Below are 23722 nucleotides of genomic sequence, written 5' to 3'. Positions count from 1 at the left end.
TAGGAGCCTCTTTTGAAGCTCATCATCGCCGAGAAAAACGACGCCGCGCGTCAGATCGCCGAGCGGCTGTCCACGGGCAAGCCCAAAAAGGACAAGGTGTACAACACCGCCATCTACCGTTTTGAGTGGAAAGGCGAGGAGTGCGTGACGATCGGTCTTGCCGGTCACATCCTCGCGCCCGATTTTTGCGACAGCGTGCTGTTCGATAAAAAGCTGGGCTGGTATTCGGTTACCGAGGACGGCGAGATGCTGCCGGCCGACATGCCCGATGGCCTGGCTCGTCCGCCCTACGACACCAAGCGCAAGCCGTTCCTTGCCGACGGCATTTCCATCAAGGGCTGGAAGCTCGAGAGCCTGCCTTACCTCACCTGGGCACCGGTCATTAAGCTACCTGCCGAGAAGGAACTCATTCGTTCGCTCAAGAACCTTGCTAAAAAGTCCGACAGCGTCATCATCGCTACGGACTTCGACCGCGAGGGCGAGCTGATTGGTTCGGACGCCCTCAACAAGGTGCGTGAGGTGGCGCCCGACTTGCCGGTTGCCCGCGCCCAGTACTCTTCGTTTACCAAGGCCGAGATCACGCAGGCCTTCGATAATCTTGTCTCGCTCGACCAGAACCTGGCCGATGCCGGCGAGAGCCGTCAACACATCGACCTTATCTGGGGTGCGGTGCTCACGCGCTATCTGACGCTCGCCAAGTTCGGCGGCTTTGGCAACGTGCGCTCCGCCGGCCGCGTGCAGACACCGACGCTTGCCCTGGTGGTCGAGCGCGAGCGCGAGCGCATGGCGTTTGTGCCCGAGGACTATTGGCAGATTCGCGGCATGGGCGCCGCGCAGGGCGCTGCCGAGGACGACCGCTTTAAGATCGCGCACAAGACAGCGCGCTTTACCGACAAGGATGCTGCCGAGACGGCGTATGGTCACGTCGACGGCGCCAAGACGGCGACCGTTGCCGCGGTGACCAAGCGCTCGCGTAAGCAGCAGCCGCCCACGCCGTTTGCGACGACCTCGCTGCAGGCTGCCGCTGCGGCCGAGGGCATCTCGCCTGCGCGTACGATGCGCATCGCCGAGTCCCTCTACATGGCCGGTCTCATCAGCTACCCGCGTGTCGACAATACCGTGTACCCTGCGACGCTCGATCTGGGTGCCGTGGTGAACGACCTGGCAAAGATCAACCCGGCGCTGGCGCCCGTGTGCAAAAAGGTGCTCGCCGGTCCCATGAAGCCCACGCGCGGCAAGGTCGAGACTACCGACCACCCGCCGATCTATCCCACGGGCGAGGGCGATCCGTCCACGCTCGACGGTGGCCAGCGCAAGCTCTACGACCTCATTGCCCGCCGCTTCCTGGCAACGCTCATGGGGCCCGCGACCATCGAGAACACCAAGCTCGAGCTCGACGTCAACGGCGAGCCGTTCGTGGCCTCGGGCGACGTGCTCGTGACTCCGGGCTTCCGCGAGGCGTATCCGTACGGACTCAAGCGCGATGAGCAGATGCCGCCGCTGGAGCAGGGTGATACGGTCGACGTGTTCGACATTAAGCTCGAGGCCAAGCAGACCGAGCCGCCCGCGCGCTACAGCCAGGGCAAGCTCGTGCAGGAGATGGAGAAGCGCGGCCTGGGCACCAAGTCCACGCGCGCGAGCATCATCGAGCGCCTGTACGCCGTGCGCTACCTCAAAAACGATCCCGTGGAGCCGAGCCAGCTGGGTATTGCCATTATCGATGCACTGTCGCAGTTTGCCCCGCGCATCACGAGCCCCGATATGACCAGCGAGCTCGACGGCGACATGACCCGCGTGGAGCGCGGCGAGGACACCGAAGAACATGTCGTGACGCACTCGCGCGCGCTGCTGGCCGGCGTGCTCGACGAGCTGCTCAAACATACGCAGGAACTGGGCGACGCCATCAGCGACGCCGTCACGGCCGATGCGCGCGTGGGTACTTGCCCCAAGTGCGGCAAGGACCTGGTTATGAAGACGAGCGCCAAGACCCGTGGCAGCTTCATTGGCTGCATGGGCTGGCCCGACTGCGATGTGACCTATCCGGTGCCGAGCGGCGTCAAGGTAAGCCCGCTCGAGGGCGAGGCGGCCGTGTGCCCCGAGTGCGGCGCGCCGCGCATTAAGTGCCAGCCATTCCGCCAGAAGGCCTTCGAGATCTGCGTGAACCCCACGTGCCCCACCAACTACGAGCCCGACCTTAAAGTGGGCGAGTGCAAGGTGTGTGCCGAGGCCGGACGCCATGGCGACCTGATCGCGCACAAGAGCGAGAAGAGCGGCAAGCGCTTTATCCGCTGCACCAACTACGATGACTGCGGCGTGAGCTATCCGCTGCCGGCGCGTGGCAAGCTCGAGGCGACGGGCGAGACCTGTCCCGAGTGCGGCGCCCCCATCGTGGTGGTCAACACGGCGCGCGGTCCGTGGCGTATCTGCGTCAACATGGACTGCCCGACCAAGGAGAAGAAGCCCGCCCGCGGCCGCAAGACTGCGACCAAGGCGAGCACGGCGAAGAAAACCACGGCAGCAAAGAAGACTTCGACCGCCAAGAAGTCGACTGCCAAGAAGACTGCCGCGAAAAAGACGACCACCAAGAAGGCGGCCGCCGACAAGTAACCGAGCACATATAGACACGGCGGGGCCGGGCGCGCAAATGCAAATGCGAGCCCGGCCCCACTTCTAAGTTGCGGTGAAATAGGGACTGTTTTTGCTGGCAAAAGACCTAATTAATCCCTATTTCACCGCAAGTTCTGATCAGTTGTTGGGATTACTTCACCTCGACAGGCTTGGCGCCGGGATAGCGGTCCTCAAAGTCCTGACGGTACTTGTTGTCATTGGTGCCCGCCACGTTGTCGCCTGCCAGCGGCGCCACGATTTCGTCCTTATGGTCCGCGGGCTTTGCGTACTTTAGACTGATCTCCCAGGCATCGCAGATCGCGTCGATGCGGTTGTCCAGGTCGTCATACAGGGCAACGATGTCTTTCCAGGAACTGTAGTTCTTAGAGCTCATGGGGACGTCCAGGTCCTCGACGATATCGTAGTACTGCTCGATGGTGTCTTCCGTGCGCTCGGCGACGTCGGCGAGATTTTGACGGGTGGTACGGTCCTCTTCCAGATAGCTGCCATTGAAGGCCTGCGCGCAGGCGCGGACCTGGCTATCGAGATCTTCGAGTAGGTCGTAGTACTCGCTCAGACGACGGTAGAGGTTCTGCTCGGAGAGGGTCGCTTCGCCGCCATCCTCGTCGTCATCATCGTCATCGTCGTACAGGCTGTTGGGATTGCCGAGAGGCTTTAGGTCATCGTCGTCGACGTCATGGTGCAGCTTAGCTACCTCGGCAGTCGTCTGCGTGGCGGCGTTGTCGAACGGTCTGATCGCAAAGAAGATGACCAGGGCGATGATGATCGCCACCAGCACAACGATAACGGCGATAAGCGGCCCGGTGCCGCTCTTTTTGGGAGCGGGGGTCTGTGGCGAAGCGGGCGCGTATGCGGGAGCCGGCTGCTGTTGGGGCGAGCCGCTCGCGACGGGTATGCGCTGCGTGGTCTCGACGGCCTCGGTCCTTGCGGCGGGGTCGGGGCTATAGGCGAGGGGGTCGTCCGCCTTGGCTTGCGGCGTATCAAGGGAGCCGGTCTGCTCAAAAGCGGGCTGGCTATCGCTCGCGGCTGTTTGCTCAACGGGTGCACCGCACGAGGTGCAGAACTTGGCATTATCTTCAAGAAGCTTGCCGCACGAGGCGCAATACCGAGACATTGCCACTCCTTTCGCCACATTTCAATGCAATACGACGATTATACCCACTGCCTCAAGAAGCCGGCAGTTAGGGACGTTCCTTATCTGCCGGCAGTTTAGGAACGTCCCTAACTGTCGGCTAATCGTTGGGGCGCGCCTGTCCCTGGGGTATCATGGCTTGGTTGATATATCCGCATTTACGCGCCTTGTAGGAAGGGGCTGCGTCCATGGCTTTTGAGCCCGCTCAACATAGCTTTATCACGCTCGAGGGCGTCGATGGTGCCGGCAAGTCCACGCAGGCGCGTCTGCTTGCCCGCGCGCTCGAACTCGCTGGCTACCAGGTTGTGAGCCTGCGCGAGCCGGGCGGCACCGCCATCAGCGAAAAGATTCGTGCTCTGCTGCTCGACCTCGCCAATACGGCGATGGGCGACACCTGCGAGTTGCTGCTCTACGAGGCTGCGCGTGCCCAGCTGGTGCACGAGGTCATCGCGCCCGCCCTCGCGGCCGGCAAGGTGGTCCTGTGCGATCGCTTCTACGATTCCACGACCTGCTACCAGGCGTTTGCCGATGGCCTCGACCGTCAGATGGTACGCGATGCCAACAACCTGGCTGTCGCCGGTACGCATCCGGCGCTCACGCTCGTCTACCACATCACACCCGAGCAGGCGGCGCTACGCATGGCAGCCCGTGGCGCGGCAGATCGCATGGAGGCAAAAGGCATGGCCTTCCAAGAGCGCGTTTACCAGGGATTTTGCGCCATTGCTGCCGAGGAGCCAAACCGCGTAAAGCTCATCGACGCCACTGCGACCGTCGAGGAAGTCTTCGAGAAGACGATCGAGCAGATTTGCGCGTACGGTCTCGACATTCCGCAAGATGCTGTCGCCGCCGCGCTTGCCAAGGAGGCTGAGTAACATGGCCCCCGCTCAGGCAAGCCTGCTGGCCAAGCTCGACACCCAAGAGCGCGTTCGCGATTTTTTGACCAACGCCGTCGCCAGCGGCCGCGCATCGCACGCCTACCTGTTTTTGGGCGCTCCCGGCGCCGGCAAGCTCGATGCCGCATGGGCGCTCGCCCAGGCCTTCCTGTGCGAGCAGGACGGCTGCGGAGCATGCGACAGCTGCATACGCGTTGCTCGGCATACGCATCCTGACGTGCACTATTACACGCCCGAGAGCGCCACAGGCTACCTCATTGCCCAGATGCGCGAGCTACTCGACGACGTGCCGCTGGCGCCCATCCGTGCCAAGGCCAAGGTCTACATCATCGACCGTGCCGAGCAACTGCGCGCTAACACCGCCAACGCGCTGCTCAAGACACTCGAGGAGCCGCCCGAGGGCGTTATGTTCATCTTGCTGGGCACCTCGGCAGACGTGATGCTGCCCACCATCGTGAGCCGCTGCCAGTGCGTGCCGTTTCGGCTGGTGTCGCCCGCCGTCGCCGCGCAGGCCGTGAGCCGCGCCACCGGCCAGGACCCCGCGCGTTGCCGCATGGCGGTCGCCGTGGCGGGAAGCCCCACACGCGGCATCGAGTTTCTTAAGAGCGCCGAGCGCCAGGACGCCCGCCGTCAGATGGTCCGTGCCATCGACTCACTCATTGCCGCCGACGAGGCCGACGTGCTCAGTCGCGCCAAGTCGCTCATCGTCGCCGTCAAGGCGCCGCTCGCCGAGGTCAAGTCCACGCAGGAAAAGGTACTCGAGCAAAATGCCGACTACCTGTCGCGTGGAGCATTGAAGCAGCTTGAGGACCGCAACAAGCGCGAACTCAACGCGCGCGAGCGTTCGGGTATCATGGAAGCGCTGGCGAGCGCGCGGACGCTCATGCGCGACGTGCTGCTGACACTTCAGGACGAGGCGGCCGACGTGGTGAACGAAGACGTGCGTGACACGATCGGTCGGCTTGCCGCTGCGACGAATGTTGCGGGTGCCACCCAGGCGCTCGAGGCGGTCGCAACCGCCGAGCACAACATCGCCAGAAACGTTACTCCCCAGCTGGCCATCGAGGTCATGCTGTTCGATATCAGGAAGGCACTGAAATGCCGTTAGTCGTACCCGTTAAGTTTACCTACGCCTCGCGCGACCTGTGGTTTGACCCGCAGGACCTGGATATCCTCGAGGCCGATTATGCCATTTGCTCCACCGAGCGCGGAACCGAGATCGGCTTGGTTACGGCCGATCCCTTCGAGGTGCCGCAAGACGAGATCGGTCAGCCGCTCAAGCCCGTGCTGCGCGTGGCGAGCGACATCGACCTGCAGCTTGCCGACGATCTTGCCATCCAGGGCGACGAGGCCATGGTCGATTTCCGCCGTCTGGTCAAAGAACTCGACCTCGAGATGAAGCCGGTGGGCGTCGAGTACCTGTTTGGCGGCGAGAAGGCCGTGTTCTACTTTGCGGCCGAGGAGCGCGTCGATTTTCGCCAGCTCGTCAAGGATCTGTCCTCGACGCTGCACATTCGCGTCGACATGCGCCAGATCGGCGTGCGCGACGAGACTCGCCTGGTGGGCGGCTATGCCCAGTGCGGCCAGGAGCTCTGTTGCACGCGCTTTGGCGGACAGTTTGAGCCCGTCTCGATCCGCATGGCAAAAGAGCAGGACCTGCCGCTCAATTCCTCCAAGATCAGCGGCGTTTGCGGCCGCCTGATGTGCTGCCTGCGCTATGAGTTCGAAGCGTACAAGGACTTTAAGAGCCGTGCGCCCAAAAAGAAGACGCTCATCGATACGCCGCTCGGCAAGGCGCGTATTCAGGAATATGACACGCCGCGTGAGCAGCTGGTGCTGCGCCTGGAGAACGGCAAGGTCTTTAAGGTCAACCTGGCCGATATGACCTGCTCGGAGGGCTGCAAAAAGAAGGCCGCCGAGCAGGGCTGCAACTGCCGCCCCGACTGCGTGACGCGCGACGTGCTCGAGCGCATCGAGTCGCCCGAGATGCGTCTGGCGCTTATGGAGCTCGACCGCGAGAACGGCGTCGACGTGGGCGATGGCCTGTCGAGCGCCGACCGTCTGGCCGGTACGTCGATGCCCAAGCGCCGTCGTCGCGATGCTGAATCCGATGCTCGCGCCGGTCAGGGGCAGGGCGAGGGCCGTGGCCGCGGAAAGGGCCGCAGCAAGGCCGAGGCGCCTGAGGTCGAGGATACCGCCGGTGGCCGTCGCCGCCGCAAGCGTGCGGGCTCTGCCGATGCCGGCGAGGCCGCAGCCGCCGGCAAGAACGGAGCTCGCGAGCGCGAGGTTCAACAGCCCCAGCAGCAAAACCGCGGCGGTGGCATGAACCCCACGCGCCGTCGTCGCCGTCATCTGTCGAGCGAGGAGCGCGAGGACGCCTTCCGCGCCGCAGCTGCTCGCGAGGCTGGTGCCGCTTCCAAGGGCGCCTCGGCCTCCGACGCGCCTGCCGACAAGGGCGGCAAGTCACGTGGCGAGGAGGAGCGCGCGCCGCGTTCGCGCCGTCGCCATTCCTCGGGCGCGCAGCAGAAGCCCTCAGTGCCCTCCGTTGCCGATCAGGTCTCGGATGGCGAGGTCAAGGTCACGCGCCGTCGTCCCGGAGATGGCGGGGGAGCGGCTGCCAAGGCTTCGCGTGGCGCCGCTCGCGACGAGCGCGAGCCGCGCGAGGATCGCGGTGGCGAGGGCTCGGCCGACCAGGGTCAAAAGCGCCGTCGCCGTCGCCGTTCCCGCAAGCCGCGCCAGGATGGTGGCGAGGGCTCGGCCCCGTCTTCGTCTGCACCACAACCGCCTGCCGGCGAATAACGCCCGCGAGCGGATTTAACCAGCCTTGCCCCAATCGCGTCGGGGTACCATAGCGCTGAATCAACAACCCTCCCTGCGATCGAACGTAGGGAGGGTTGTGTCGTGAAGAGACATTTGAATGTGTTGGGATGCCTGCAAGGTGCCGGCGCCCTACCGTTTGCGGACGGATTGCTACCGTTTGCCGAGCGGGCGGCACGCGAGGCGCTCGAGGCATTGTCGCCAACACGATGTGCCGGCTGCGAGCGCGCCGGTGCGCTTATTTGCCAAGACTGCCTGGCTGCGCTCACGCTCATCGACCCACGGCATAGCTGCACCCGATGTGGCGCCCCGTTTGGGGATTTGCTGTGCACTGAGTGTTCGGTCGAGGGCACGTCCTCGGCAATGGCGGAGGCACTCGACCGGTGCCTGGCGTGCTCCGTCTATGCGCATCCGCTGCCGCGCATCATTAAAGCGTACAAGGACGCGGGCGAGCGACGCCTGGCGCCGTATCTGGCGGAGCTGCTCTACGACACCGCCCTGCATGCCCAGGTCGTAGCGCCCGAACGCTTGGGAGGTGTGCTGTCCGGTGCGGATGCGGTGGTGTTTGTGCCTGCGACGGCGGCAGCGTTTCGGCGGCGTGGCTTTGATCATATGGAGGCCATTGCGCGCCCATTTTGCGAGCTGTCGGGTGTTCCCCTGCTCGATGCCCTCGTCAAGTACGGGCATGGCGACCAGCGCGAACTCGGTCGTGAGGAGCGTCGCGAGCGTGCCCAAGGCATGTACGAGACGGTTGAGGACGTGCACGGCCGCCGCTTACTGCTTATCGATGACGTTATCACCACGGGCGCGACCATGGCAGCAGCCTCGGCGGAGCTCAAGCGTGCCGGCGCTGCGGCAGTCGATGGCCTTGCTATCGCACGTGTTTGGTAGGGGTGGTTTTGTGGCAGTGAAGATTGAGCGGCGCAACGAGCCGACAGGCGAACAGCTAGCGGCTTCCGTAATCCTAACAGGCGCTTCAGCGCTGCGCATGATGCGCGCCGAGCGCCGGCAGATGGGCTATATCAGCTGGAAGGACCTTAATCTCGATGAAGAGCGCCGTGTGCTGCGCACGTCGTCGCCCTCGACCGAGGATATCTATCTTCCTGACTTGGTGCGAATTGGAGCCAAAAGTGGCGAGGTGCAAGAAGATCTGTGCTTGCTGGTGGGATCTGCGGCGCAGCGCCGCCGCATGCCTGGCGTAGGCTGGTCCGTGTGTTCCAGGTTGCCCGCAGGCTCGATTCTAGAGGTGGAACCGGGGGTGTACAGCCTATCTCCCGAGGCCCTTTGTGTTGCCGTTGCGCGCGAGGTCGGCTGCATCCAGGCGTTTGCCCTGGCCCAGGAGCTGTGCTCCAAGATTTCACTGAGCGATCGCGGGAAGTATCTGCCTCCCTACACCTCGCCTGTTACGAATAAACTTGCAAAGGACAAGGACCAGCCAGCAGACGTGGGCTACTTTGAAGTCGAGCCGGTGCTGATGCCCGATCGTCTGGCAGATTCTCTCGCGGTATACAAGGGGAACACGGCCAAACAACTGCAGCGTCTGTGTCCCTATCTTTCGGAAAACCTGCGCTCACCCATGGAGTGCATCATGCTCGCTTTGTTTTCGCTTCCGTTTTCCTATGGCGGTTTTGCCTGCGGTCCCTTTAAGACCGACTACAAGATCGAGTTCGATGACCGCGCGCAGGCAATCTCGGGGATGCCTCATGCAGTTTGCGATGCGTATCAAGAGGCAGCCCGGTTTGACCTGGAATACAACGGTGAGCTGGGCCATTCCTCTCGGAGGGGACGTATCCATGATGAAAAGCGCAACACGGGCTTGATTACTATGGGGATCGAGGTCGCAACGGTCAATAACGAGATGCTCTGCGACATGGAGGCGATGGAGGCACTCGCATGGCGCATATACCAACGCATGGGCAAGCGGTACCAAAACCGCGTGGAGGCTCGTCGGAAGAAGCAAGACGCGCTGCTGAATACGCTCCGAGCATGTTTTGGGCTTAAGCCAGCATAGATGTTGGTTTTGAGAGGGGGTCTGTTTATAGGTGCTGTGCAAAAAGTGGCAAAAATGAGTACTGATACAAAATTAGTAACAGCAAAATCTGATATTTGCGGATCGAGAAACGGTAAAAATCGCGAAGATAATAAACAAATGTGGGAAATCAAGGCGCTAAGCAGGGCTAAATGAGCTCGAAACCGGCTCACGAGGTGGAAAATCGCTGCTACTAAATTGGTAACAGTACTCATATTTGCCGTTTTTTGCACACGGCCCCTAAAACGGGCGTCTCGAGGCTCCCCATAGGGGGCGACGAGCTCAATCTGGCCACGTGCAGCCCGTCCTGACCTGCGAAATCTGTACTCGCGATGCGAATGACGCCCCTAACCTTAAACTTTAGCTTGAACTTAGCTATAATGCGCTACGTTCCTACCAGGCTGTGGTTGCGGACGGACGAAATGCCCGTCCTAGTCCAAGACAGACGCGGTCAAAGGGATCCACGTAAGCGACCGCGTGCGCGCGGCGCGATCATGGCGCGTCCTAGATGTAAGCCGCACCGTCCGTTCTACTTTCTTTGGGGCAATACCGCCTCGCGGGCGAGCGGGCCAGTCGTGAGGGTGGCTGCGGCCTCCCGAGCAAACACCCCGGTGCGCAAGTGTGGGGTCAAATACCAGGTCAGCTGGTGGGAACAACCCGATATTCCGCGCAACGCACGGATCGTATACGACACAGAAGGCAGGGTAGTGGACATGGTGAGGGGCAGCTTGATGCACGCGGCTCGGTTAGGTGCTGGGACCGCAGCGGTCATTGCCGTTTTGGGCCTGAGCGGATGCGCGTTCAACCCGCTGTCTACGTTCACGACTCCCACGATCGACCAGATCGAGTACGAGACCGTCACGCCGGCGGTGTCGGACGATGCCCTGGTCACTCCCGGAACCCTGACGGTCGCCCTCGATACTTCCGATGCGCCGCAGGCAATGCAGGGCGCCGACGGCGAGCTTACGGGGTATGCAGTCGATGCTGCCCGCGCCCTCGCAAGCCGCATGGGCCTTAAGGTCGCCTTTGTCGATGCGTCCTCGGCAGGTTCCGCGCTCGGCGACAAAAAGGCTGATATCTTTATCGGCGAGATCAACTCCACGGACGGGGACGTTAGCTCGCTCGGCACCTGCCTGTACGATGCCGCTTCCGTGTTCGGTAAAACCAGCGATGGTGGGTCGCTAAGCGTTTCCACCGATACCCTTAACACGTCTACTCTGGGTGTCCAGATGTCCTCGGCCTCGCAGGAGGCGCTTGCTAAGCAGAGCATCACCGCCAACCAAAAGACCTACTCCAACATCAACGAGTGCTTTGAGGCGCTCGAGTCTGGCGAGGTCGACTATGTGATCTGCGACTCCACAGCCGGCGGCTATCTTGCACGCCTGATGAGCGAGGTCTCCTATGTCGGTGCGCTCGAGGCGCCCTCGACGCTTGGTGTTGCGGGCCTCTCGTCCAATGACGAACTGTGCCGTGCCGTGAGTGATGCCCTCGACGACATCACGGTCGACGGCACGCTCGAGGCGGTTCACTGCGTCTGGTACGGCCAGATTCCCTACGACCTCACCACTAAGACGGTTTCGGGCGCTAACGTGCAGCCGGGCGACTCTGAGTCCAGTGAGACCACGTCCTCCGGCAGCGAGTCCTCCGATTCCAACAATGAGACCGCATCCTCCGAGGACAAATCGTCCAGCCAGGAAGGCACCATCACTGACGACGACATTAACAAACTTAATAGCTAGTTATTGCTAGGGGTGGTGTCTCCTATACGTTGGAAAGGACACCTCTTCACGGTTTCAACACGCACTGCCGGGTTTCCCCAATAGGGGAGCCCGGCTTTTTTATCCCTATAAAACCAGCAGGTCAAAGCCAATTTTCGGGACCAAATAAAAAGTCGCCGACGCCCTCCCATAGCGCACTTTGCCACAGAAAAGTGCGAGACTTCGGTATGCGGTATTAAGCAATCGTTATTCGGGTCTTTAGGAATCCGCGTGATTAAATGCACGGCAATGGGTACATAGCCAGTACAGTAAGTCCCCGAGGCAGATTGGAGCCACGTATGGATATCAAGGTTTCTGGACGCAAGACGACGGTAACCGATGCTCTGCGTGCGCATGTGGATGAGAAGATCGGCGAGGCGCTCAAGGTTTTCGATATCGAGCCCATGACAGTCGACGTCGTGCTTCGTTATGAGAAGAACCCCTCGAACCCCAACCCGGCAATCGTCGAGGTTACGGTTCGCGCCCGCGGTTCGGTGATTCGCGTTGCCGAGCACGGTGCAGATATGTACGCCGCCATCGACCTCTCCGCCGATAAGGTCACCCGCCAGCTGCGTAAGTTCAAGACCAAGGTCGTGGACAACCGCCAGGGCGGTGCCAGCGCCGCGGATGTCGCGCCGGTCGAGCGCGTCGAGGATCTGGCCGACCTGCTGCTGCCCGAGGAGGAGGACGACCTGCTCGTCCGCGAGAAGGTTATCGATGTCACCCCGATGACTGAGGAGCAGGCGCTGGTGCAGACCGATCTGCTGGGCCACGACTTCTACGTGTTCGAGAACGCGACGACCGGTCTCATCAATGTGGTGTATCACCGTAAGAATGGTGGATATGGCATCATCAAGCCCCGCATCGAAACACTTGACGAGTAAAATACGTTAACTTGCATGAGTTAACGGTTGGCGGCCATCCCATGCGGGTGGCCGCCTTTTTACGTAAGGAGTCGCTTTGATGGACAAGGCCGCATCCGCCGGTCATTCGGACCGTTGCCGCATCGTCGTCGATACCTGCTGCGACTTTAGCCCCGAGGTCGCTGCGAACCTCGATGTCGATATCTTGGGTTTCCCCTTCATTATCGATGGCGAGGAGCGCACGGACGACATCTGGTCGAGCATGAGCCCCAAGGAGTTCTACGACCGCATGCGCGCCGGCGCCCGCGTGTCCACCTCGGCTGTGTCGCTCGGTCGCTATATCGAGTTCTTTACCGAGTGCGCCAAAGAGGGCACACCAACGGTCTACCTGTGCTTTACCTCGGCGCTGTCGTCGAGCTACAACTCCGCGTGCCAGGCGGCGGACGCCGTGCGCGCCGAGTATCCCAACTTTGAGCTCTACGTGGTCGACAACGCTCTGCCCTGCGCGACCGGCGCGCTCCTGGCGCTCGAGGCCGTGCGCCAGCGTTCGGCGGGGCTGACCGCCAAGCAGCTGGTCGATTGGGCAAACGAGGCAAAGACCTACGTCCACGGCTACTTTACGCTCGAGAGCTTCGATGCACTGGCTGCCGGCGGCCGCATTCCGCCCGCGGCGGCGCAGCTCACGGCAAAGCTCGATGTCAAGCCTGAGCTCTCCTACGACCTTGCCGGCTCGCTGTCGCTGATCGGCGTCAACCGCGGCCGCAAGAAGGCGCTCAAGTCTATCCTCAAGTCGTTCCGCGAGAACTACGTGCCCGACCGCACCATGCCCATCGCCATCATGACGGCCGATGCCGAAAAGGACGGCGACTGGCTCGAAGCCGCCATCCGCAAGGAGGAGGGCTGCGCCGACGTCACGATCATTCGCAGCTCCGTGGGTCCCACCATTGGCTCGCACGTGGGCCCCGGCATGGTGGCCTGCGCGTTTTGGGGTAAGAACCGCGCCGACAAGGCGTCGCTTTCCGACCGCATCGCCCGCCGCGTGCGCGGTCAGTAGGCAAGCGCTGCGTCCGTAATCGCCCTCGACTCACAGCCCAAACGCTGGCACCGAGTATTCAACCTGGTAACAACACCCAACCCAAAAGGAAAGGTTTCATGGCAAACAAGCTCTCCGTCGCATTCATCGGCACCGGAATCATGGGTGCCCCCATCGCCGGCCACATCCTGGATGCCGGCTATCCCGTCTCGGTCAACAACCGCACCAAGTCCAAGGCCGCAGCGCTCGTTGAGCGCGGCGCCGTCTGGGCCGATACGCCGGCCGATGCCGTGGCGAACGCCGATGTCGTCTTTACCATGGTGGGCTATCCCTCCGAGGTCGAGGAGCTCTACCTGGCGGGCGACGGCCTGCTCGCGTGCACCAAGCCGGGCGCGGTCTTGATCGACCTCACCACGAGCTCGCCCGAGCTGGCGCGCGACATTGCCGAGGCCGCCCAGGTTTCCGGCCGCATGGCGTTTGACTGCCCCGTCACCGGCGGCGAGTCTGGTGCTATCGCCGGCACGCTCACGGCTATCGTGGGCGCCACCGAGAACGATATCGCGCCGGTCCGCGATATCCTTGCCACCTTTGCGGCCAACATCTGCTGCTTCGACGGCGCCGGCAAGGGCCAGGCTGCCAAGCTCGCCAACCAGGTGTCGCTGGGCGCCTGCATGGTCGGTATGGCAGACGCCATGGCATTTGCCGAGCTGAGCGGCCTTGACCTGGAGAAGACCCGCCAGATGATCCTGGGCGGTACCGGCAAGTCCGGCGCCATGGAGAGCCTGGCTCCCAAGGCGCTCGACGGCGACTACAAGCCCGGCTTTATGGTCGAGCACTTCATTAAGGACCTGCGTCTGGCGCTCGCCTACGCCGATGACCGCGAGCTCGCGCTGCCCGGCGCCGACGTGGCCTTTACGCTCTACGACATGCTCGACGCCATCGGTGGTGCCAAGCTGGGTACCCAGGCCATCACGGTCCTCTATAAGGAGGAGGCCGACGCCATCGCCGCCGGTCTGGACTGGTCGCAGTATCGCCCCGAGGAGCACGGTGCCCACGAGGACGGCTGCGGTTGCGGCGAGCACGGCGACGAGCATGAGTGCGGTTGCGGCCACCATCACGGCGAGGACCACGAGTGCTGCGGCGGCCACGGCCATGATGACGGCCACGAGTGCTGCTGCGGCCACCATCACGAGGAGTAGCGCCCATGAGCTGGACGTTCGTGGTGCTTGCGCTGGTGCTCTTTCTCTTTGCGATCTACATCGGCTTTTTGTGCGGCCAGTGGGCGTGCGAAAAGCGCGTCATCACCAAGCGCGACTACTGGATCGCCAACTTTGCAGGAGCGGCGGCAGTCGTCCTGCTGACCTGGGTGTTCTCGCTGTTCCCGCTGGTGCAGTTTGCGCCGATCGGCTGGCTCGGCGGCTTTATCGCCGGTCTTAAGATGAGCTTTGGCGAGTCCGTCGGCCCGTGGCGCAAGCACGACGAGGTTTTTAACGTCAACAAGGCCCATCGCGCCGCCGCCGATGCGGGCGACGCCGAGGAACGCCGCCGTGCGCGTCGCAATGGTGCGGCCGACCGACAGCTCATCTCGGTCACCGATGACAGCAAGGGTGCTGGCAAGCACGCTAAGAAATAGTAAGAAGAGGTAACTATGGCAGAAAACAAAGACGAACAGCTCACCGACGAGGAGCTGGCACAGCTCCAGCTGGCAGAGGAGAACGAGAACGCCGTCGACCGCCTGGTCCAGGAGCTCGGCTGCCCCACGCGCCGCATCCGCCAGTTTGCCGCCCGCGTGCTGCACCTGCTTGCCGAGCGCGATCCGCAGCGCGTCGTGCCCTGCGTGCCCGCGCTGATCGAGGCGCTCGATCGCCCCGAGGCGCAGACCCGCTGGGAGGCCCTCGATGCCTTGGCGGCACTCGCCACCACCTGCCCCGAGCAGATGGAGGACGCCTTTGAGGGTGCCGAGACCGCGCTGTTCGACGAGATCTCCTCCACGCTGCGCTATGCCGCCTTCCGCCTGCTGTGCGTGTGGGGTGCCACGAGTGTCGAGCGTTCGCGCGAGGCTTGGCCCATCCTGGACGAGGCCATCCAGTGCTACCACGGCGACCTTGAGTATCGCGACATGCTCGGTTGCCTGTACGAGTTTTGCCAGGGCGAGATCGACGCCGAGGTCGCAGAGAAGCTTGCGCTGCGCCTTAAGTTCGATGCCGAGAACGGTAAGGGCAGCTATCTCAAGGCCCGTTCGAGCGAGATTTGCGAAATGCTTGTTAAACGTTTTGGCCTGGATCTCTCCAAAAAGAAGAAGCGTGCTAGCGTTAAAAAATCTGACGACGCCGAAGACGAGGAGTAACAGATTATGGCGCACGATGTAGTCCTGATTCCCGGTGACGGTATCGGTCCCGAGATTACGCAGGCCATGCGCCGCGTGGTCGAGGCCACCGGTGTCCAGATCAATTGGAACGTCCAGGAGGCCGGCGCCGGCGTCATGGACGAGTTTGGCACGCCGCTGCCCCAACATGTGCTCGATGCGGTTGCCGAGACTAAGGTCGCCATCAAGGGGCCCATCACCACGCCGGTCGGCACGGGTTTCCGCAGCGTCAATGTTGCTCTGCGTAAGCACTTCGATCTGTACGCCTGCGTGCGCCCCTGCCTGTCGCAGCCGGGCGACGGCTCGCGCTTCCGCGACGTTGACCTGGTCATCGTGCGCGAGAACACCGAGGACCTCTACGCCGGCATCGAGTTCGACGAGGGCGCAGCCGAGGTCGAGGAGCTCTCACAGCTTGTCGAGCGCTCGGGTCAGAAGACCTTTGCCGCCGATTCCGCCATCTCGATCAAGCCCATCTCCATCGCCAAGAGCCGCCGCATTGTGGAGTACGCCTTTGAGTACGCCCGCCGTTGCGGCCGCAAAAAGGTGACGGCCGTGCACAAGGCCAACATCATGAAGGCAACCGACGGCCTGTTCCTGCGCGTTGCGCGCGAGGTGGCCGCGGGCTATCCCGACATCGAGTTCAACGACAAGATCGTCGACGCTACCTGCATGGGCCTGGTTCAGAACCCCAACGACTTCGATGTCCTGGTGCTGCCCAACCTGTACGGCGACATCGTGAGCGACCTGTGCGCCGGCCTGGTGGGCGGCTTAGGGATGGCCCCCGGCTCCAACATCGGTGCCGACTGCGCCATCTTCGAGGCGACGCACGGCTCCGCGCCCGATATCGCTGGCCAGGATATCGCTAACCCCACGGCCGAGATTCTGTCTGCGGCTATGATGCTCGATCACCTGGGCGAGAACGACGCGGCCAATCGTATTCGCGCCGCCGTTTCTGCCACGCTCGACGAGGGTGAGCAGGTCACCGGCGACGTTCGTCGTGCCCAGACCGGCTCCGTTGAGGGCGCTGTGGGCACGCAGGCCTTTGCCGATGCCGTTATCGCGCACCTGGCCTAAGGCATGCAGACTGCAAACGCCTAAATAGTACTTAAGTGTTTGCGTATAACCTGAGAATCAATACGCCCGGCGCTCTGTCGGGCGTATTCTATTGCGGACTATGTTTCCTAACAAGGAGTAACTGATATGGGTCTGATTCAAAAGAAGGACGAGAAGGACGAGATCGACGGCATCCAGATCATCGAGCGCGGCGAAGGCCCCGATGGTGACGAGGACGAGAAGATCGACCTGGTTGCCGGTACGTCTGCCGAGCACATTGCTGCTGGCACGACGGCCGAGGAAGAGGACGCCCGTCTGGAGGCTCAGATCGCCGCAGATGCCGCTGACGAGAACCTCATGCCCGAGGAGCAAGACGAGGACGACTCCGACGCGGACGACCATGCATCCAAGCACAAGAAGACGATGATTGCCGCCTTTGTGGTTGCAGTCGTGATCGCTGCGGTGGTCGGCTTCTTTATGGGCAATGGCGGCTTTGGCGGCAAGGGCGTCGGTTCGTCGACCCTGACCGAGGACCAGCTCGATTCGACCGTGGCAAGCTATAGTTATAGCGGCAAGAAGAGCGACATCACCGCGCGCGAGGCCATCGAGAGCCAGTACAGCCTCGATACCGTCAAGGATAGTAACGGCAACTACACCGCCCCCTCTGCCGACGTCATCCTGTCTTACGTGCGCAACAAGATTCTGCTCGATGCTGCCGAGGACGAGGGCATTACCGTCTCCTCTAAGGAGATGAAGAAGTACGCCGAGGATTCTATCGGCACCTCGGACTACGACACCATGGCCAAGCAGTATGGCGTGTCCAAGGACCAGGCCAAGCAGATCGTCCGCCAGTCCGCGACGCTGCAGAAGCTCTACAAGAAGAAGGTGGGCGATGCTTCCGCGAGCATGCCGACCGCTCCGACCGAGCCTTCTGACGGCAACGAGGACACCGCGAGCAAGGATTACGCCGATTACATCATCAACCTTGCCGGTGACGAGTGGGATAGCTCGAAGGGCACCTGGAAGGACGAGAACAGCACCTACGCTAAGGCCTTCGCTAACGATGCCTTTACCGCCGATAGTGCCACCTATAAGCAGGCCATGACCGCCTATTACACCGCCTATCAGCAGTACTCCTCGCAGGCCTCGAGCGCCAGCTCCAAGTGGACCGAGTATGCCAACGGCCTGTACGCCAAGGCCAACATCAGCATCTACGGCCTGTTTGCTTAAAGGTTGCCCGAGCTTTCGAGCACGAAGTCGAAATATCTGATTGAGCCCGCTAGAACGTCGTTCTGGCGGGCTTTTTGCGTTGAGGGCGTGATTGGCGGCTTAATTATGGCTATTCATCTTTAAGTCCAAAGAGGTTATCGGCTTCATCGTCAGGCATATATTCCAGCACATCGCCCGGTTGGCAGTCGAGAGCCCGGCATATCGCGTCAAGAGTTGAAAAGCGCACGGCAGAAACCTTGCCCGTCTTGATACGCGACATATTGACCTGGGAGATACCCACGCGTTCCGCAAGCTCTTTGGATGAAATCTTGCGTTCGGCAAGCATGCGGTCGAGCCGCAGAATAATCATGGATTCCCCCTAGAGCAACTCGTCATCTTGTTTTTGCAGGATACACCCGTACTGGAAGATGCTAGCAATCAGGCTAATAATTAGGCCTGCAAAGAGCATAGAGAGGTCGAGATGCTGCCCGCCAAGTGCATCCGTAAAGCTGCCGCCAAATCCTGAGAGTATCAGCCCTGTGACTATGGCACCAAAAAGTTTCACGGCGGCGCCGCCGATAAGGAACAAATGTCCTATTTGACGTAGTATGCGGATGCATTCGAGGTCAAAGGGCCTGCCCGCCTTTTCAATGGCGGAGAAAAACCTGTATGCGCTTAGCGCGATGGCAAGCGCGAGGCATGCCATCATGCCGCTCCCTATGGCAGTATGACCGTCGTGCGCGACAAGCATAAGAGGAGTCTGTTCATTGGTGCCGACGAGAGCGAGAATTGGCCCTTCGCTAGCCTCAAGCTCTACGGATTGGAGACAGAACCCTTGGGAGAGGCTAGGCAATATGAGTAGATCGTAGATTGCAATGACTGCGAGGAGTCCCAGAGCGAGCGCCACGATGGTGCAGATTGTGCCCCATTTGCAGTAGCGAGTGAGCTTCCTCAGTTTGGCTATTGCCTGTTCACGGTCGATGGCTTCATTCGATTTGGATACGTTCCAGCGGATCATAGCTCCTCCAACCAATGTCTTGGATGATACTTGTATCTTATATCATACTTAATGATAAACGATAAACAATTACAGATTAGAGTAAGAGTAAGTAATGTTTGTGAGACGAATAGCGAGAGCTTGTGGCATATTTAGGGAGTGAGAGTTTGGCACGTGGGGGATGGACGAGTATCTAAATATCCTGCAACCGCGCAAGTGCTTCATCGGGTCTCCCTAATTCATATGGGAAAACGGCTGCAAACGATTGCAAATAACCGGTGAACGGTCGAAAACTACCGTTCACCGATAATATCGAAACTGGTTCTAACTGGTATTAAGTCAAAAAGACCAATTCACAAATCTTCACAATGACCTGCATTTTTTCTACACGCCATTTTTAGCCACCCTGCGTTGTTTAGACACGAAAAAAGTTCCGATCTTTCGTCAAAGTATTTCGATACGGTTTCAAAACCGCAGGTAGAAGTGTTAACGAGCGGTAAACGGTCGATTTTTTACCGTGAACGGTGCAAAAACGTTTTACTGTATGAATCAACGAAAGCAACCTCTTCTGTGGTGATATAGTGACAACAACACGTCACGTGGTTACTACCAGTTGAGAGACCACTGGTTCTCAAAGAACGCTTTCCAAGAAGCTTTAAGGGCGATTGCCCGTTGGCTTCCGAACATCATCGGACTCAGATCGTACACACCTTCGGAAGGGAAATTTGAATGGTTGGCTTTATTCTTACCGGTCATGGACAGTTCGCACCCGGCCTCGCAAGCGCTATCGCTATGGTCGCTGGCGACCAGCCCGCTTTTACCGTCGTTCCTTTTGAGGGCGACCAGGCTGCTTCCTACGGTGAGGATCTCCGCGCCGCTATTACCGCCATGCGCGAGGAGTGCGATGGCGTGCTCGTCTTTACCGACCTGCTTGGTGGTACCCCGTTCAACCAGGCAATGATGATTGCCCAGGATGTCGACAACGTCGAGATTCTGACTGGAACTAACCTTCCCATGGTTATTGAGCTTCTGTTCCTCCGCGGCAACGCCACGCTCGCCGAGCTTGGCGAGCAGGCCGTGACCGTTGGCCAGACGGGCATCACCGCCCAGACGGTCGCTTCCGTCGCTGGTGCCGAGGAAGAGGATATCTTCGGCGACGAGGACGGCATCTAATGGCCGATTTCGGAGCCAGTGTTCTGAGTTCCTCGGTCGCTCTTTTGGGCCTGCTTGTCATCATGGGCTTGATTTACACCATCTGGTCGCAAATCAACATGAAGAAGAAGCAGAAGTACTTCAAGGAGCTGCACACGGAGCTCAAGCCGGGTCAGGAGGTTCTTTTCGCCGGCGGTATCTACGGAACCGTCAAAGGCATCGAAGGCGAAAAGGTCCAGATCAAAGTCCGATCCGGTGCCGTCGTAGATGTTTCGCGTTACGCGATTCAGGAGATTAAGTAACTGTCGTCAGCAATCAACGAAAGGAAGCTGATCAACATGGCAGAACCCAACATTCTTCTTACCCGCATCGATAACCGACTGGTTCATGGTCAGGTCGCGACCCAGTGGAACTCCACCCTGGGCTCCAACCTCATCCTCGTCGCCAACGACGATGTGTCGACCAACACCATGCGTCAGAACCTCATGAAGATGGCCGCTCCCGCCGGCGTCGCTACGCGTTTCTTCTCCCTGCAGAAGACCATCGACGTCATTGGCAAGGCGAGCCCGCGCCAGAAGATCTTCATCGTGGCCGAAACACCGGAAGACGTGCTTACGCTCGTCAAGGGCGGTGTGCCTATAAAGAAGGTAAACATCGGCAACATGCACATGTCGGAAGGAAAGCGCCAAGTCGCCACCTCCGTCGCAGTTAACGACGAGGATGTCGCTGCGTTTAAAGAGCTGCAGGAATTGGGGGTGGAGTTGGAGATCAGGCGCGTTCCGAGCACGCCTGTTGAGGACACGAGCAAGCTCTTCTCGTAATCCTCATGATCCACGTTGTCAGGAATGAAACCCTGACATTCTGTACGTGAAATCCAAAGTGCGTACATACATTTTGAAAGGAGGAGCAAGATGGAATACTCGATCATCCAGGTCGCTCTGGTCTTCATCGTCACGTTCGTCGCGGCAATCGACCAGTTCAACTTCCTCGAGTCTCTCTATCAGCCCATCGTCACCGGCGCCGTCATCGGTCTTATCCTTGGCGACCTCAACACCGGTCTTCTCGTGGGTGGTACTTATCAGCTCATGACGATCGGCAACATGCCGATCGGAGGCGCTCAGCCGCCTAACGCCGTCATCGGCGGCATCATGGCAGCCATTCTCGCTATCGCTACGGGCCTCGAGCCCAACGCGGCAGTCGGCCTTGCCATTCCGTTCGCTCTGCTTGGTCAGCTCGGCGTTACCCTGGTCTTCACGCTTATGTCGCCGCTCATGTCCTCTGCGGACAACATGGCTCACAACGCTGACACCAAGGGTATCGAGCGTCTGAACTATTTCGCCATGGCTCTGCTCGGCCTGATCTTCGCCGTCGTCGTCACCCTGTTCTTCATCGCTGGCGCCACCATCGGTCAGACCATCGCTTCCGCCATCCCGACTTGGCTGCAGACCGGTCTCTCCGCTGCAGGCGGCATGATGCGCTTCGTCGGCTTCGCCGTCCTGCTCAAGGTTATGATGAACCGCGATATGTGGGGCTTCTTCCTCATGGGCTTTGGCCTCGCGCTCATCACCGTTGCCAACGATTCTCTGGCAACCCCTGCTCTGCTCATCCTCGCTCTCATCGGCTTCGGCATCGCTTTCTGGGACTTCCAGCAGCAGACCGAGCTGAAGGGTGCAGCTGTTTCTGACGGAGGTGACTTCGAAGATGGCATCTAATGAGTATGTGATCCCGGAGCACTACGAGGATCTCACTCCTGCTCCGCAGCTCGACCAGAAGACCCTCAACAAGATGGCCTGGCGCTCCTGCTTCCTGCAGGCCTCGTTCAACTACGAGCGTATGCAGGCCGCCGGTTGGCTCTACTCCATCATCCCCGGTCTGGAGAAGATCCACACCAACAAGAACGACCTCGCGGCTTCCATGAGCCACAACCTGGAGTTCTTCAACACTCACCCGTTCCTTGTCACCTTTGTTATGGGCATCGTGCTTTCGCTCGAGCAGAACAAGGTTGACATCCCCACGATCCGCGCCGTCCGCGTCGCCGCAATGGGCCCGCTCGGTGGTATCGGTGACGCCCTGTTCTGGCTGACGCTCGTGCCTATCACGGCCGGCATCACCTCCAACATGGCCATCAACGGCAACGCCGCTGCGCCGATCATCTTCCTGGTGATCTTCAACGTCGTCCAGTTCGCTCTGCGCTTCTGGCTCATGAACTGGTCCTACAAGCTTGGCACCAGCGCTATTGACGCTCTGACCGCCAACATGCAGGCCTTCACGCGTGCCGCTTCCATCATGGGCGTCTTCGTCGTCGGTTGCCTGGTCGTCACCATGGGTGGCACCCAGATCAACCTCCAGATCCCCAATGGCACCACCCGTGGCCTCTCCGCTACTACCGTGATCGTCTCCGAGAAGGAGGCCGAGAACTTCACCGGTATGGAGGGCATCGATACCGAGACCGCTGAGGCCGGTACCATCGCCATGACCGATAAGGACGGCAACGCCCTCACCGCTTCCGATGCCGACGGCAACGCTGTCGAGTGCGGCGTCACCGATCTGGGCAACGGCATGGAGTCCGTTACCTACGGTACCGTCACCGAGGATCCGGTCAACTTCTCTGTTGCCGACACCCTCAACACCATCGTCCCCAAGCTCGTCCCGCTTATGCTTACGCTGCTGCTTTACTACATGTTCGCTAAGCACAGCTGGACCCCGACCAAGGGCATTCTCCTGCTCTTCGTCCTTGGCATCCTGGGCGCTGGCCCGCTTGGTCTCTGGCCGAGCATCTGGTAAGGCTCTAGCTTGAGGGGTGTGTCCCTACGCGGCTCACACCCCGACCCCTTAAGTCATGTGTATGTTAAAAGCCGCGTGCTCGAAAGAGCGCGCGGCTTTTGTTTTCTTGATGATTCGGGTGTGGCAGACAGATAATGCTTAACACCCTAGGTAGTTAGCCGAATTCGAGCAAAAGGGAGGATAGGATGGCGATCGGAGCGCGTAAGCAACCGCTGTACGATCAGCTGGTCGATATTCTGACCGAAAAGATTGACCATGAATATCGCGCCGGTGACATGATTCCTTCCGAGCGCGAACTTTCGGAGCGCTATGGTCTCTCGCGCACTACGGTACGCCTGGCTCTGCAGGAACTGGAGCGTTTAGGACTGGTGGTTCGGCAGCACGGTCGCGGTACCTTTGTGACCGACCGTTCGGCAAAGGCAACCAATCTTATGCAGTCCTACAGCTTTACCGAGCAGATGCGCGCGATGGGTCGTGACCCCGAGACCACGATTCTCGAGTTTTGCGAGATGGAGGCCGATAAGAATCTGGCCGAGCATATGGGATTGCGTATCGGTGATCGCATTTTTAAGCTCAAGCGCCTTCGTTCTGCCGACAACATGCCCATGATGGTCGAACGCAGCTATCTACCGGTTCGTCAATTTCTGTCCCTAAAGCGACCGCTGCTGGAGCGTAAGCCGCTTTACGATGTGATTGAGCAAGACTTTCAGCAAAAAATACGTGTGGCCGAAGAGGAGTTCTATGCGAGCATAGCCCGTCCCACCGATGCCCACCTTTTGGAAATTGTCGAGGGCTCGCCTGTGCTCGATTTGGTTAGGACTACGTATAACGAGTCAAACGAGGTTGTGGAGTATACGCTCTCGGTTGCTCGTGCCGATCAGTTTAAATACAAGGTTTACCACCAGCGTAGCGACTAGTGTTGGCATCGTTTCCATATGATGATTCTTTGTATTTAACTGGTTACTACCAGATAACCAACCGAAGTGTATAATTGCACGTCAGAGGATTAC

At 60.3% G+C, this 23722-nt stretch carries 23 protein-coding genes; 20 read left to right on the top strand and 3 right to left on the bottom strand.

Annotation, left to right across the window (positions count from 1 at the left end; translation table 11 throughout):
- Positions 1–12 precede the first annotated feature (12 nt).
- Entirely contained in the window at positions 13–2607 is a 2595-nt protein-coding gene (locus tag DXC67_RS01400) for a DNA topoisomerase I (RefSeq protein ID WP_117637069.1), read from the top strand.
- Positions 2608–2758: 151 nt separating this feature from the next.
- Here DXC67_RS01400 and DXC67_RS01395 read toward each other — a convergent pair whose 3' ends face one another.
- Positions 2759–3742, bottom strand: coding sequence for a zinc-ribbon domain-containing protein (locus tag DXC67_RS01395; RefSeq protein WP_117637068.1), 984 nt, complete (start codon positions 3740–3742; stop codon positions 2759–2761).
- Between the two features lie 206 nt (positions 3743–3948).
- On the opposite strand from DXC67_RS01395, the gene tmk reads away from it, so the two are divergent.
- The 13 genes from tmk (at position 3949) to DXC67_RS01330 (ending at position 17800) form a co-directional block, all read left to right on the top strand.
- The gene (tmk, locus tag DXC67_RS01390) at positions 3949–4632 is read left to right on the top strand and encodes a dTMP kinase (RefSeq protein ID WP_117637067.1); all 684 of its coding nucleotides are present in this window, start codon (positions 3949–3951) and stop codon (positions 4630–4632) included.
- A 1-nt stretch (position 4633) separates the two neighbouring features.
- On the top strand, positions 4634–5761 hold the full coding sequence (locus tag DXC67_RS01385; RefSeq protein WP_117637066.1) for an ATP-binding protein: 1128 nt from the start codon (positions 4634–4636) through the stop codon (positions 5759–5761).
- Positions 5752–7452, top strand: coding sequence for a regulatory iron-sulfur-containing complex subunit RicT (locus DXC67_RS01380; RefSeq protein WP_117629902.1), 1701 nt, complete (start codon positions 5752–5754; stop codon positions 7450–7452). Before DXC67_RS01385 ends, DXC67_RS01380 begins: the two co-directional genes overlap by 10 nt.
- Before the next feature lie 102 nt (positions 7453–7554).
- Entirely contained in the window at positions 7555–8361 is an 807-nt protein-coding gene (locus tag DXC67_RS01375) for a ComF family protein (protein ID WP_233503119.1), read from the top strand.
- Positions 8362–8371: 10 nt separating this feature from the next.
- Complete coding sequence (locus DXC67_RS01370) at positions 8372–9481, top strand: hypothetical protein (RefSeq protein WP_147327733.1); 1110 nt, start codon at positions 8372–8374, stop codon at positions 9479–9481.
- A 731-nt stretch (positions 9482–10212) separates the two neighbouring features.
- Positions 10213–11238, top strand: a complete 1026-nt coding sequence (locus DXC67_RS01365; RefSeq protein WP_233503126.1) for an ABC transporter substrate-binding protein — start codon at positions 10213–10215, stop codon at positions 11236–11238.
- 317 nt (positions 11239–11555) lie between these two features.
- Complete coding sequence (hpf, locus tag DXC67_RS01360) at positions 11556–12140, top strand: ribosome hibernation-promoting factor, HPF/YfiA family (protein WP_035137685.1); 585 nt, start codon at positions 11556–11558, stop codon at positions 12138–12140.
- 79 nt (positions 12141–12219) lie between these two features.
- Positions 12220–13173: a DegV family protein gene (locus DXC67_RS01355; protein ID WP_117637062.1), complete on the top strand. Its 954-nt coding sequence runs from the start codon at positions 12220–12222 to the stop codon at positions 13171–13173.
- 98 nt (positions 13174–13271) lie between these two features.
- On the top strand, positions 13272–14351 hold the full coding sequence (locus DXC67_RS01350) for an NAD(P)-dependent oxidoreductase (RefSeq protein ID WP_117637061.1): 1080 nt from the start codon (positions 13272–13274) through the stop codon (positions 14349–14351).
- Between the two features lie 5 nt (positions 14352–14356).
- Positions 14357–14785, top strand: a complete 429-nt coding sequence (locus DXC67_RS01345; protein ID WP_055310425.1) for a hypothetical protein — start codon at positions 14357–14359, stop codon at positions 14783–14785.
- Positions 14786–14800: 15 nt separating this feature from the next.
- Complete coding sequence (locus tag DXC67_RS01340; protein ID WP_117637060.1) at positions 14801–15499, top strand: hypothetical protein; 699 nt, start codon at positions 14801–14803, stop codon at positions 15497–15499.
- A gap of 6 nt (positions 15500–15505) precedes the next feature.
- Entirely contained in the window at positions 15506–16591 is a 1086-nt protein-coding gene (locus DXC67_RS01335; protein WP_117637059.1) for an isocitrate/isopropylmalate dehydrogenase family protein, read from the top strand.
- Between the two features lie 126 nt (positions 16592–16717).
- Positions 16718–17800, top strand: a complete 1083-nt coding sequence (locus DXC67_RS01330; protein WP_117637058.1) for a hypothetical protein — start codon at positions 16718–16720, stop codon at positions 17798–17800.
- 109 nt (positions 17801–17909) lie between these two features.
- Here DXC67_RS01330 and DXC67_RS01325 read toward each other — a convergent pair whose 3' ends face one another.
- Together DXC67_RS01325 and DXC67_RS01320 are read right to left on the bottom strand one after the other, a co-directional pair.
- A complete protein-coding gene (locus DXC67_RS01325; protein WP_117637057.1) occupies positions 17910–18149 on the bottom strand; it encodes a helix-turn-helix transcriptional regulator in 240 nt (79 codons plus the stop codon).
- Positions 18150–18158: 9 nt separating this feature from the next.
- A complete protein-coding gene (locus tag DXC67_RS01320; protein ID WP_117637056.1) occupies positions 18159–18797 on the bottom strand; it encodes a DUF2975 domain-containing protein in 639 nt (212 codons plus the stop codon).
- A gap of 708 nt (positions 18798–19505) precedes the next feature.
- Here DXC67_RS01320 and DXC67_RS01315 point away from each other — a divergent pair.
- From DXC67_RS01315 to DXC67_RS01290, 6 genes are all read left to right on the top strand, one after another.
- Positions 19506–19949, top strand: coding sequence for a PTS fructose transporter subunit IIA (locus DXC67_RS01315; RefSeq protein WP_117564748.1), 444 nt, complete (start codon positions 19506–19508; stop codon positions 19947–19949).
- Complete coding sequence (gene yajC, locus DXC67_RS01310) at positions 19949–20230, top strand: preprotein translocase subunit YajC (RefSeq protein ID WP_117583566.1); 282 nt, start codon at positions 19949–19951, stop codon at positions 20228–20230. Before DXC67_RS01315 ends, yajC begins: the two co-directional genes overlap by 1 nt.
- A gap of 36 nt (positions 20231–20266) precedes the next feature.
- Entirely contained in the window at positions 20267–20749 is a 483-nt protein-coding gene (agaV, locus tag DXC67_RS01305) for a PTS N-acetylgalactosamine transporter subunit IIB (RefSeq protein WP_089572404.1), read from the top strand.
- Positions 20750–20839: 90 nt separating this feature from the next.
- Complete coding sequence (locus DXC67_RS01300) at positions 20840–21640, top strand: PTS sugar transporter subunit IIC (protein WP_089572403.1); 801 nt, start codon at positions 20840–20842, stop codon at positions 21638–21640.
- On the top strand, positions 21630–22712 hold the full coding sequence (locus tag DXC67_RS01295; RefSeq protein ID WP_055251210.1) for a PTS system mannose/fructose/sorbose family transporter subunit IID: 1083 nt from the start codon (positions 21630–21632) through the stop codon (positions 22710–22712). The genes DXC67_RS01300 and DXC67_RS01295 overlap by 11 nt, the downstream gene beginning before the upstream one ends.
- Positions 22713–22897: 185 nt before the next feature.
- Positions 22898–23629, top strand: coding sequence for a GntR family transcriptional regulator (locus DXC67_RS01290; protein ID WP_117564750.1), 732 nt, complete (start codon positions 22898–22900; stop codon positions 23627–23629).
- Positions 23630–23722 lie beyond the last annotated feature (93 nt).

This window comes from Collinsella sp. TF07-1 (assembly GCF_003437235.1).
In the GTDB taxonomy this organism is placed as follows: Bacteria; Actinomycetota; Coriobacteriia; order Coriobacteriales; family Coriobacteriaceae; genus Collinsella.
The sequence above is the reverse complement of the archived record's forward strand: the minus strand, read 5'-3'. Positions and strand labels throughout refer to the sequence as shown.

Coding starts and splice junctions, on each gene's coding strand:
- agaV (WP_089572404.1), top strand. CDS start 20,267: ATGGCAGAACCCAACATTCTTCTTACCCGCATCGATAACCGACTGGTT.
- DXC67_RS01350 (WP_117637061.1), top strand. CDS start 13,272: ATGGCAAACAAGCTCTCCGTCGCATTCATCGGCACCGGAATCATGGGT.
- yajC (WP_117583566.1), top strand. CDS start 19,949: ATGGCCGATTTCGGAGCCAGTGTTCTGAGTTCCTCGGTCGCTCTTTTG.
- DXC67_RS01355 (WP_117637062.1), top strand. CDS start 12,220: ATGGACAAGGCCGCATCCGCCGGTCATTCGGACCGTTGCCGCATCGTC.
- DXC67_RS01315 (WP_117564748.1), top strand. CDS start 19,506: ATGGTTGGCTTTATTCTTACCGGTCATGGACAGTTCGCACCCGGCCTC.
- DXC67_RS01335 (WP_117637059.1), top strand. CDS start 15,506: ATGGCGCACGATGTAGTCCTGATTCCCGGTGACGGTATCGGTCCCGAG.
- DXC67_RS01325 (WP_117637057.1), bottom strand. CDS start 18,149: ATGATTATTCTGCGGCTCGACCGCATGCTTGCCGAACGCAAGATTTCA.
- DXC67_RS01380 (WP_117629902.1), top strand. CDS start 5,752: ATGCCGTTAGTCGTACCCGTTAAGTTTACCTACGCCTCGCGCGACCTG.
- DXC67_RS01395 (WP_117637068.1), bottom strand. CDS start 3,742: ATGTCTCGGTATTGCGCCTCGTGCGGCAAGCTTCTTGAAGATAATGCC.
- DXC67_RS01295 (WP_055251210.1), top strand. CDS start 21,630: ATGGCATCTAATGAGTATGTGATCCCGGAGCACTACGAGGATCTCACT.
- DXC67_RS01290 (WP_117564750.1), top strand. CDS start 22,898: ATGGCGATCGGAGCGCGTAAGCAACCGCTGTACGATCAGCTGGTCGAT.
- DXC67_RS01365 (WP_233503126.1), top strand. CDS start 10,213: ATGGTGAGGGGCAGCTTGATGCACGCGGCTCGGTTAGGTGCTGGGACC.
- DXC67_RS01320 (WP_117637056.1), bottom strand. CDS start 18,797: ATGATCCGCTGGAACGTATCCAAATCGAATGAAGCCATCGACCGTGAA.
- DXC67_RS01385 (WP_117637066.1), top strand. CDS start 4,634: ATGGCCCCCGCTCAGGCAAGCCTGCTGGCCAAGCTCGACACCCAAGAG.
- DXC67_RS01345 (WP_055310425.1), top strand. CDS start 14,357: ATGAGCTGGACGTTCGTGGTGCTTGCGCTGGTGCTCTTTCTCTTTGCG.
- DXC67_RS01300 (WP_089572403.1), top strand. CDS start 20,840: ATGGAATACTCGATCATCCAGGTCGCTCTGGTCTTCATCGTCACGTTC.
- hpf (WP_035137685.1), top strand. CDS start 11,556: ATGGATATCAAGGTTTCTGGACGCAAGACGACGGTAACCGATGCTCTG.
- DXC67_RS01330 (WP_117637058.1), top strand. CDS start 16,718: ATGGGTCTGATTCAAAAGAAGGACGAGAAGGACGAGATCGACGGCATC.
- DXC67_RS01340 (WP_117637060.1), top strand. CDS start 14,801: ATGGCAGAAAACAAAGACGAACAGCTCACCGACGAGGAGCTGGCACAG.
- tmk (WP_117637067.1), top strand. CDS start 3,949: ATGGCTTTTGAGCCCGCTCAACATAGCTTTATCACGCTCGAGGGCGTC.